General features: G+C 34.3%; 1 protein-coding gene. It reads left to right on the forward strand.

From position 1 onward, the window contains the following. Nucleotides 1-567: 567 nt before the first annotated feature. Nucleotides 568-989, forward strand: a 422-nt coding sequence (locus EUBHAL_RS11220; RefSeq protein ID WP_005349600.1) for a Fur family transcriptional regulator, incomplete at its 3' end; no start/stop codon positions are given.

Below are 989 nucleotides of genomic sequence, written 5' to 3' on the forward strand. Positions count from 1 at the left end.
TAGAAATTTTCTGCTTGCTCTGAAACTATTGTAAACAGATGCTTTGTATTTAAATTGAAGTTATAAAGGTTAAAAAGGAGAATTGAAACTTGCTTCTTGCTTCAAAATTATTGAAATATTGCTGCGATAATAAAAAAGATGCATTTTCTATAATTTTTTAAATCCAGTTTTTATGAACTTATATGTACATATCTATGGTCATTTCAAAGGGATTAGATAAAGAAGTTAAGTTAAATCATCCCCTCTATTCCCAGTCATTCTCAAATAAGTAGAAGACATCAGCTTCTGTCCCCAAATCCCCTCCTCCTGTTTAATTCACCTTCTCCAGCCACAGCACAGAAGCCATTGCCCCCAATAAGGCATATTTGTGGTCTCGGAGCAAGGTTTGGATGCGAGCGAGTAGAGCGAACATTCAAACCGCCGCGACTAAAATCACAAATATGCCTTATTGGGGGCAATGGCTTCGTCTGTAGTTCGCTTAATGAATTAAATAGTAACATTGACGTGAGAGGAGAATCTGAGTAAAATAATTTGTAGTGATATAGAAGAAGGGAAGTGCCAGATATCATGAAAGAAAGAAAATCCTACACAACAAAAAATAGATTAGTGATTCTTGATTATCTGAAAGAAAATTGTTCCACTACAATAAGTGCCGCTGATATAAAAAAGCATCTTGAAGAAAAAGAAATCAGTGTAAATACAACAACTGTCTATCGGCTTCTTGATAAACTTTGTGCAGAGAATATTATTATTAAATATTCAGATATAAACTCGGATAAAGCAGTATATCAATATGCAGGAGAAAAAGGACATTGCAGAGAACATTTGCATTTAAAATGTATAAAATGCGGGAAGGTAATGCATTTAGACTGTGGATTTATGGATGAATTAAGAGAACATATTATGGAAGAACATCATTTTCAGTTACAATGCAGTGGGGATTTACTTCATGGGCTGTGCGAAGAATGTGCGAAGAATTCTGATTTTTG

Origin of the sequence: Anaerobutyricum hallii DSM 3353, from assembly GCF_000173975.1 — a bacterium.
Lineage (GTDB): Bacteria > Bacillota > Clostridia > Lachnospirales > Lachnospiraceae > Anaerobutyricum > Anaerobutyricum hallii.